Raw genomic sequence first — 9091 nt, 5'->3', positions numbered from 1 at the left:
AATAGGATCTCTTAGCGAATTTGAGATTCGTGAGCACCGGCGCGCAGGACTGACAAAGAATGCGAGGGTTTGTCTGCACGCTGAAAGGGCTGATCCAGTCAGCCCTTCTTGCTTATTACAGTGATAAGTGAGGTGTTGGTGCTTCCTTCTCATGCTTCTTTTCGGTTTCAGTAACAATGACCGCACATGCTGCGTCACCTGTAATATTAACTACAGTTCTTGCCATGTCTAATAAGCGGTCTATGCCCAGGATAAGCGCTATACCCTCAACAGGAAGATTCACCGAATTTAAAACCATGGCTAGCATGATGAGCCCTACCCCTGGGACACCTGCTGTACCGATACTTGCTAATACAGCGGTTAAGACAACAGTCAGCATTTGAACAAGCGTCAATTCAACCCCATACACTTGTGCGATAAAAATGGTTGCTACCCCTTGCATGATCGCTGTACCATCCATATTAATGGTTGCACCCAGCGGCTGAACAAAGCTTGAAATAGGCTCTGGCACCTTTAAACGCTTTTGAGCTGTTTCCATTGATATCGGCAAGACTGCGTTACTGCTTGATGTACTAAATGCCACAACCATTGCTGGAGAAAACCCTTTGAAAAATGCCATTGGATTTCGTTTAGCTAAAACAGCAACAGTTGTGCCGTATGTCAGGAAGAAATGCAGGATGAGCGCAATTAAAACGACCGAGAAGTAGAGTCCCATCGCTTTCATGGCATCCAGCCCCTGACTGCCGATCGCCGTTGCGATCAAACCAAATGTCCCATACGGTGCGAATTTCATCACAACACCGACAAGATACATCATTAATTCATTTCCTTGTTCAAACAGTTTCAGCAAGCCTTCCGTTTTTTTACCGAGCATGGCAATGCCAAGGCCTAAAAATACACAGAAGACGATAATTTGAAGCATATCTCCTTCAACTAAAGATTGGACTGGATTGGTTGGAATAATGTTGAGTAGTGTGTCTGCCATTGATGGGGCTTCCTCTGCGGAATAATCAGCCGCTTTCGTATCAAAATTGCCGAACGCGCCCGGCTTAATGAGTAAGGCCAATGTAATGCCAATAATGATGGCAAAAGTCGTCGTGAGTAGAAAGTAAGTAATGGTTTTTGCACCAATTCTGCCAAGCTTTTTCGGATCGCCAAGGCCTGCTACACCAAGTGTGATCGAGAAGAAGACAATCGGCACAACTAACATTTTAATTAGGTTTAAAAAGATTTGACCTAGAGGTGTAAATAGATAAGGGTCTAACACTTTGAATACATTTGGAGCAAAAATGTTGAGTATTAATCCTGTGATTGCACCTACAAACAAGGCAATAATAATTTTCGTCGCCAGCTTCAATAAAATCTCCCCTTCCTCGTCAAAAAAGCCCACGAGAGAGTCTTCTCGTGGGCCTGCGTGTCCATACGTGTACCACTGTTTACTCTCTTCACGCTGATGAGGTTAGCTGACGGGTTAGGACGAAGAGATGTCCTTTTTTCTCATGAAAGAAAAATTCACCCCAAAAACATGGGTCCCCCATTCCTTTAGAAGGATTAAGCGTGTGGTAATATGATATTTTCATACCATTTATACCTTATTTTCGGAAAGTTGTAAACAGGTTCATATGAACTTTTTAATTACTTTCTTCCTTATTTGTGACCTCAAGAATATCTAAAATAAACACAAAGATTGGGATACCGATAATAAGTCCCCAAATGCCAATATAGTGTTCAGAGAAGATCAGCACAATAAATGTGAAGAAAATAGGGAGTTCTGTTTTAGCTGACATGAGCTTTGGATTTAGGAAGTACGCTTCAATTGCATGGATAATCACAATGACCAGCACAATATAAAGGACGTACACCCCGCCTCCAAGTGTATACGCAATGATGCTAAGTGGAATAAGGGAGATGACCACACCCGCTACAGGAATCAAGCCTAACAAAAAGACCATGACCGCTAGTCCAAATAATTGCGGGAAGCCCATAATGCCAAGCGCAATGGTTGTTAAGACACAGTTAACCGTTGCAATGATGAATTGTGCTTCAAGCACCTTTCCAAACGTTCTGGAAAACTTACGTCCAAAGAAGGCAATTTCATGATAGAACACGGAGATTTTACTCGTTTTGAACTTATTCATGAATTGAATAAGGCGTTCCTTTTCGAACAGGAAGAACATGCTTAATATTAAGGACATAATGACCTGGATACTGAACGTGCTGAAATCTGTTAAGTATGTATAGAGGAAATTAAACCCTTTCTCGAAGAAAGAAGATATTTTGAAATCTCCGAACACGTTGGTGATGACATCAAAGAAGGGTAAATCTTGTGGGTGATCTGCAATTTTCTTCCCTAAATGAAATAACTGCTCCACTTGTTTGGCGATAATTGGCACAAATACAAATCCGCCAAACGTCAATCCTCCAGCTAAGAGAATGTACAAAATGGTAATGACTGATTTCTGTCCTATTTTCAGGAAGCGATTTAAAAAACCTCTAATGACCTCTTCTAACCGGTTCATCAAAAAGGTGAAGATGAAGGTCAGGAGGATTAAATTCATCATTCCTCTTAATAGATATAATACTGTGGCTAATACTACAAATACTGAAAACCTCTTAACACCAGGTTTTTCGAACAATTTTAAAAATGCCGCCATACGTTACACACCTGCCAGGACTAAAGTCTATTTTTCATTGGATCTCATATTCATTATATCGGATCTTTCTGTAAATTATATAACAAAAGGTCAATGAGGTCTTACGATTCTGTCTAATTTTATCTAGCTTTCATGTTTTTTCTTTTCATCACAAGAAAAAAACCGAACCTCATGAAAAACATAAGGTTTCGGTTTTGAGTTGTGTTTATACTAAACAGCTTGCTTCATATTGCGCATTTCTTGAAGGGCTGTTTTACTCTTTGCTTCGTCAAATTCCCCTTCACTCTTCGCTACAACAATTGTGGCAATTCCATTTCCAATCAGGTTCGTAATCGCTCTTCCTTCACTCATAAATCGGTCGACCCCAAGCAGCAGTGCAAGACCCTCTAGCGGGATAACCTGAAGTGCAGCGAGTGTAGAAGCCAGCACGATAAATCCGCTTCCTGTGACCCCAGCTGCTCCCTTTGATGTGAGCATCAGAACGAGAATAATGGTGATCTGCTGTCCAATGGATAGATCCACCCCAAACACTTGCGCTAAGAAAACAACGGCCATAGACAAGTAGATTGAGGTTCCATCTAAGTTAAAGGAATAGCCTGTCGGAATGACAAGTCCAACAACTGACTTGGAGCACCCGTAGCGTTCCATTTTATCCATCATTCTTGGCAGTACGGATTCTGAAGAACTTGTGCCAAGGACAATGAGTATCTCATCCTTGATAAATCGGAGATAACCGAACAGGCTAAAGCCATACATTTTACAAATGATATTCAGCACAACGAATATGAACAAGAACATCGTCATATAAACGGAAAGCATCAGACTCGCAAGCGGTCTAATCGAAGACAAACCAAAGTGTCCGATCGTATAAGCCATTGCCCCAAATGCACCTAAAGGCGCGGCACGCATGATGTATCCGATAATTTTAAAGAAGACAAGTGACAACTTATCGAGCCATTCGATGATTCCTTTCCCCTTATCACCAAGTGCAGCAAGCGCAACACCGAATAAAATAGAGAAGAACAAGACCTGTAAAATATCTCCTTTTGCAAAGGCATCTACCATGTTAGATGGCACGATGTGGGTGACAAATTCCATCCAGTCAATACCCTGTCCCCCATTTTGGGTATACTGCGAGACATCCCCTTTTTCAAGCTTACTATAGTCAAGACCCGCTCCCGGCTTCATAATATTGACAACAAAAAGTCCGATGACAAGCGCAAGCGTCGTGACAACCTCAAAATAGATAAATGCTTTTCCTCCAACTTTACCAACTTTTTTCATATCCCCCATCTTGGCAATCCCAAGAACGATGGTTAAGAAAATAATTGGTGCGATCACCATTTTGACGGCATTAATAAATGTATCACCTAACGGCTTCATTTCTTTCCCGACGTTTGGCCAAACCATCCCGACAATGATCCCAATAATGACAGCTGCAATCACCTGAAATGTTAGGTTCTTCAAAAGCCTTTTCATAAAAAATCAACTCCCTCACCTTTGATGTAAACGCTTAACTGTTATCTGTAGATAAATGATAGCGATTTCATCAAAAGCTGTGAAGCTTATGAACATATCGTACATTTTGGTCTTTTTGGTCTCTTAGTCTGAATGTACGATATATTTATTCACAGGCCGTCCCACGCCGCCATATTGCATATCTAATTTCAGCTCGCCTTCTTTCACAAGGAAGTCTAAATAACGGCGTGCCGTGACACGGGCAATGCCCAGTGCATTGGCGACTTCCTCTGCAGACTGCGCGCCTTCTTGTAAACCCATATAGGCCTTAATTTCATTCATCGTATGCACATTCAGCCCCTTAGGAAGCCATGTATCTTCCTGCTTAACAGCAGGCTTTCGTATGATATCATCCAGCATCTCTTGAGAAAATTCTGCTGCTGTACGAATTTTTGATTTAAACGCTTTATAGCTTTCAAGAGATTCTTTCATTCGTTCAAACTTGAACGGTTTGATAATATAATCTCGTGCGCCATTTTGAAGCATGATGCCGATCGTCTCTTTGTCCTTCGCTGCAGAAATCACAATCACATCCACCTGCATCTTTTGCTTTCTGATGTCTTGCAGCGTTTTGACACCATCCTTTTTTGGCATATAAACATCAAGCACAACAAGATCTGGCCGAATCTCTTTGATGAGCTGGATGCCCTGCTCGCCATTCCCTGCTACCGCCGCAACTTGAAAGCCAGGGACACTCATAATGAACTCTTTATTCACTTCTTGCACCATCGGGTCATCTTCAATTAATAGCACCTTAATCTGAGTCATCTGTCTCTCTCCTCTATTGTCATTGGGAATTCGATTGAGAAGGTGGTACCAATGCCGATGCTTGATGTGACTTCTACATTTCCCATCCCTTTGTCGATAATCGTTTTTACAATATACAGCCCATAGCCTGTTCCGCCTTCTTTTCCGTGAGTAAAGCCTTTATCGAAAATATGAGGAATCATGTCCTCTTCTATTCCAGAGCCATGATCTTCAATTAAGATCGCAAGAACATCCTCCGTTTGATCAATACTAATTGAAATGAGTTTCGTGTCTCTTTCTACCGTATCATACGAAGCAAAGGCGTTTTCGATCAGGTTGCCAAGCAGCTTCGTCATATCATGCTGATCCAGTCGCTCTGGAAAATCGCGCAGACGGCTGTTTTCATCTACTTCGACTTTTATCCCAAGCTCCTTACCCCTTCTGATCTTGCTCATCAAAAGACCTGCGACTGCATCGTGCTGAATGACGCGGTGAAGAAAGTCTGTTACATGTTCCTGTTCTTCCGTCGTTTGAAACGCAAGGTCGAGGGCCTGATCGGCTTTCCCCAGCTGAATTAATCCCGCAATTGTATGAAGCTTATTCATATGTTCATGATTTTGCACCCGCAGGCCATCAACGAAGTTCTTCACCCCTGTTAATTCCTCCGCCAATTTGGCCGCCTCTGTCCGATCCTGAAAAATCGCAACTGCTCCGATGATTTTCTTTTTCATCACAATCGGGATCCGGCTGCTCATAATCCGCTTTCCGCTCATATGAATTTCTTCATTGTAGACTGGTTCTGCCCGATCAATAATCTCAGGAAGCCTTGTGTCAGGCAGCACATCCCAAATATTTCGGCCCACGACATCACCTGTCACACCGAAAATTTGCTTCGCCTTTTCATTAAAAATGGTGATCATATGCTGATTATCAATGGCAATGACTCCTTCATTAATCGAGTGAAAGGTAGCGGTGCGTTCCTCTAGCATTCTGACAATCTCATGCGGCTCCAGCTTAAACATTTGCTGTTTAATATGACGGGCGAGCAAAAATGAGCCCACAAGCCCAAAGCTGAGCGTCAGCAGCAGGATCATGAGGATATCCTGCTTCATTTCTTCTAATATATCTGCCATGCTTGGCAGTGTTCTTCCTACTAGTACAACCCCTGTTTGGTTAAACTTTTCATCCTTTACTGGATAAAACGCTCTAATGGCAGTCCCCAGCTCTCCCTGTGCTTCTGAGAAATAAATATGCTCTGCAAAAGCCGGTTCTTCATCCGCCCCCTCTGAGCGCTGGCCTATTCTTGTTTTCACTGGATGCGTCAATCGCACGTGATCCATATCCATGACGACAATGTAGTCAGCATCTTGAATAATACGAATCTCTTCAATCGCATGCTGTAATCGAGAACGTTCCTTTGTCTGATCAGCTAACGCCTGCTTCACCTCATTCATCTCAGCCACAGTTCTTGCTGTGTTCATGAGCCTTTTTCGAAGTTCTCGTTCCTCCGTTTGCTGGATTCCCCCAACAAGCACAATTCCTCCGATTAAAAGGGCGAAAATGACAACGAAATATGTGAGGATGGTGAGCTTCCATCTGATAGATAATTGTTGTAATTTCAGTCGATTTCTCATCATTTTTTCACCTGTATCTTTACGAATTCTTCCCCTGTCAAGTATGCTTGACATAAGGGGGATCTGACGCATGAAGAATTTACTCGCCTATACGCTATTACTGATCATCGGTTTTGTAACCGCTTTATACTTTGGTTTTTATCATATGATGCCAAAATCAACAACGATCTTCGATGATGAACAGACAGGGCTGAAGGATCAGCTTGTGTTCAAATTTAGCCATGTTGTGGCAGACAACACACCGAAAGGACTGGCTGCCAAGAAATTTGCTGAGCTCGTTCAAGAGAAATCCGATGGCAGAATCAGCATTCAAATTTTTTCAAACGGAAGCCTTTATTCCGATATCGAAGAAATTAATGCACTAAAAGAGAATCAAGTTCAATTTATCGCTCCGTCTACGTCAAAGCTGGGCATGCTGTCTCCTGAATGGATGGCACTTGATCTTCCCTTTGCCTTTTCTAACTATGATGCTGTTCAAGAAGGCTTACATGGTGCAATTGGTCAGAGATTGTTCGGCACGTTGCAAAAAGACGGATTAAAAGGGATGGCCTACTGGACAAATGGCTTTAAGCAAATCACCTCTAATAAAGGTCCAATCAAGCAGCCTAGTGATTTAAAAAACCAATCTCTCCGCATTATGCAAAGTGACATGATTGAAAAACAATTCAAACTTCTAGGCGCAAAACCGTATCAGGAATCGTTTAATTCAACGTTTCAACTGTTAGAATCCAAAAAAGTAGACGGTGAAGAAAATACAATTTCAAATATTTATTCAAAAAAATTCTATCATATACAAGACTATATGACGATCAGTAATCACGGGTATTTAGGGTATGTTGTCTTAACAGATCAATCATTTTTTGATCGCCAGACACCTGAAACGAAGCGAATCTTGCTTGAAGCGATGGAAGAAACAACCGTTTGGAACGAAAAACATGCAGAGCAGATGAATAAAGATCAGCTGGAGGACATTAAACGGGAATCTCCGATTGCAATCCACGAATTAACACCAGCAGAGCGGCAAAAATGGATGAAAGCACTTGATCCGTTGTACGATGAAGCCGAAAAAACCATTGGTTCTACCTTGATCAAACAAATCAAGGAGCTCCGGACACGATATGAATCTTCTCCGATTCATTCGGTAGAAGAAGGTGTTGAGACCAAATAAAAAATCCCTTCGAGAAAGGGATTTTTTATGCGTCTGAGTCACGCTGTTCTTGCTGCGAGAGCTCTTCTAATCTTGTTAATATTCTGCGCTTTCGATATTGCATGATGCCTGTTTCGGCAATTCCTTTTAACTGTGAGCGGTTGGACGCTGCGCCAAACAAAATCCCCGCAATCGGAACAAGCTGAAACAGCTTCTTCCAGCCAAACGAATCTCTATAGTTATACACAACCTCACGCCATCCTTGAATTTGGGAAATCATGTTTTCGTGCTTCCCTTCTGATGCATGATAGCTCATAAGCTCTTTTAATATAGACTTTTTTCCAACGACGTCAGCAGAGTTCAGCTGTAAACATTTCATGATAAATACCCGTTCTTCCTTGTTTTTCGGATCATAGCCATAGGTGACGGCAATATCCTGTAATGTTTTTAGAGAGAGTCCAAGCACAGCAGGTATATCTGCAGCTAGTGTAAACATGCCGCCAACACCTGTTGTTGCCCCTTGCACCGTGGCAAGATTCGTTCTATTTTTCCCCATTTGCTCACTAATGGCATCCATGACTTCAATAGGCGCTTTTTCAATATCTTCTATGCGCTGAATGGATTCATCGGCACATTTCGTTTGGAATTGATGAATAATGCCTTTTTCTGAGGTCAAATAAACACCGCCTGATTGAATGTAATGCCCCATTTCATCTAATAACACACCGATTTTCTTTTGAATAAAGGCAGGAGTCAGCTTGTCCAGCATTTGAAATGGAAGCCGGCTGAGTTTCTCCCAAAACCACACCTTCTGCTGGTCTTTCTCCCATTTTTCAATCTCCTTTAATTGTGCGTTTAACCACTCTCTTTCCTCCATGCCATGTGCCTCCTTAGATGCCGTTCTGTGTTTGACTGTTATTATACACAATCCTTGTCGATAATACGTATCAAACATTGAAGCGGTTCCGAAAGGTTTTAATCCCCTTTAAAACGGTTATTGCTTAATAAACCAAACAAAAGAGGAGTGATCAACATGTTAGGATTTTTGATTTCATTAGTTGTGGCGATTGTTATTGGTCTCATTGGGAGTGCACTCGCTGGAGGCAGTGTACCTGGAGGCTGGATCGGCTCAATGATTGCCGGGCTTGCAGGTGCTTGGATTGGTCATGGATTACTTGGAACATGGGGTCCTAGTCTGGCAGGCTTTGCGATCATTCCAGCGATCTTAGGAGCAGCTATATTTGTTATTATTTTAAGCCTGATCTTCCGCAGTGTGGGATCAAGGGTTTCTTAAAAAACGGAATAAGAGGAAGCAGAGGGGCACCGCCTAAGAGGCGGTGTCAGATTTTTGACAAAGGGTTAAAATGATCTTGATTTTAGCCCTTTGTCTT

Annotated in this window: 8 protein-coding genes and 1 riboswitch; of the genes, 2 read left to right on the top strand and 6 right to left on the bottom strand. The window is 42.2% G+C overall.

What is annotated here, in order from left to right; translation table 11 throughout:
- Positions 1–115: 115 nt before the first annotated feature.
- The 5 genes from BA1_RS17505 to BA1_RS17485 form a co-directional block, all read right to left on the bottom strand.
- On the bottom strand, positions 116–1357 hold the full coding sequence (locus BA1_RS17505) for a dicarboxylate/amino acid:cation symporter (protein ID WP_034739976.1): 1242 nt from the start codon (positions 1355–1357) through the stop codon (positions 116–118).
- Positions 1358–1434: 77 nt separating this feature from the next.
- Positions 1435–1568, bottom strand: a riboswitch (cyclic di-AMP (ydaO/yuaA leader).
- 63 nt (positions 1569–1631) lie between these two features.
- The gene (locus BA1_RS17500; RefSeq protein WP_008361852.1) at positions 1632–2654 is read right to left on the bottom strand and encodes an AI-2E family transporter; all 1023 of its coding nucleotides are present in this window, start codon (positions 2652–2654) and stop codon (positions 1632–1634) included.
- Between the two features lie 210 nt (positions 2655–2864).
- A complete protein-coding gene (dctP, locus tag BA1_RS17495; RefSeq protein ID WP_008361851.1) occupies positions 2865–4133 on the bottom strand; it encodes a C4-dicarboxylate transporter DctP in 1269 nt (422 codons plus the stop codon).
- A gap of 123 nt (positions 4134–4256) precedes the next feature.
- Entirely contained in the window at positions 4257–4940 is a 684-nt protein-coding gene (locus tag BA1_RS17490) for a response regulator (RefSeq protein WP_008361849.1), read from the bottom strand.
- On the bottom strand, positions 4937–6556 hold the full coding sequence (locus BA1_RS17485; RefSeq protein ID WP_034739974.1) for an ATP-binding protein: 1620 nt from the start codon (positions 6554–6556) through the stop codon (positions 4937–4939). Before BA1_RS17485 ends, BA1_RS17490 begins: the two co-directional genes overlap by 4 nt.
- Before the next feature lie 67 nt (positions 6557–6623).
- Between BA1_RS17485 and BA1_RS17480 the strand changes: the two genes are divergently transcribed.
- Positions 6624–7721, top strand: coding sequence for a TRAP transporter substrate-binding protein (locus tag BA1_RS17480; protein WP_008361844.1), 1098 nt, complete (start codon positions 6624–6626; stop codon positions 7719–7721).
- A gap of 25 nt (positions 7722–7746) precedes the next feature.
- Here the strand turns inward: BA1_RS17480 and BA1_RS17475 are convergent, their stop codons facing one another.
- Positions 7747–8577 (bottom strand): EcsC family protein, encoded by an 831-nt coding sequence (locus tag BA1_RS17475; protein WP_008361842.1) that lies wholly within the window; start codon positions 8575–8577, stop codon positions 7747–7749.
- Between the two features lie 156 nt (positions 8578–8733).
- On the opposite strand from BA1_RS17475, the gene BA1_RS17470 reads away from it, so the two are divergent.
- Entirely contained in the window at positions 8734–8994 is a 261-nt protein-coding gene (locus tag BA1_RS17470; RefSeq protein ID WP_003214275.1) for a GlsB/YeaQ/YmgE family stress response membrane protein, read from the top strand.
- Positions 8995–9091 lie beyond the last annotated feature (97 nt).

Origin of the sequence: Bacillus xiamenensis (assembly GCF_000300535.1) — a bacterium.
In the GTDB taxonomy this organism is placed as follows: Bacteria; Bacillota; Bacilli; order Bacillales; family Bacillaceae; genus Bacillus; species Bacillus xiamenensis.
The sequence above is the reverse complement of the archived record's forward strand: the minus strand, read 5'-3'. Positions and strand labels throughout refer to the sequence as shown.

Coding starts and splice junctions, on each gene's coding strand:
- BA1_RS17500 (WP_008361852.1), bottom strand. CDS start 2,654: ATGGCGGCATTTTTAAAATTGTTCGAAAAACCTGGTGTTAAGAGGTTT.
- dctP (WP_008361851.1), bottom strand. CDS start 4,133: ATGAAAAGGCTTTTGAAGAACCTAACATTTCAGGTGATTGCAGCTGTC.
- BA1_RS17490 (WP_008361849.1), bottom strand. CDS start 4,940: ATGACTCAGATTAAGGTGCTATTAATTGAAGATGACCCGATGGTGCAA.
- BA1_RS17485 (WP_034739974.1), bottom strand. CDS start 6,556: ATGATGAGAAATCGACTGAAATTACAACAATTATCTATCAGATGGAAG.
- BA1_RS17480 (WP_008361844.1), top strand. CDS start 6,624: ATGAAGAATTTACTCGCCTATACGCTATTACTGATCATCGGTTTTGTA.
- BA1_RS17475 (WP_008361842.1), bottom strand. CDS start 8,577: ATGGAGGAAAGAGAGTGGTTAAACGCACAATTAAAGGAGATTGAAAAA.
- BA1_RS17470 (WP_003214275.1), top strand. CDS start 8,734: ATGTTAGGATTTTTGATTTCATTAGTTGTGGCGATTGTTATTGGTCTC.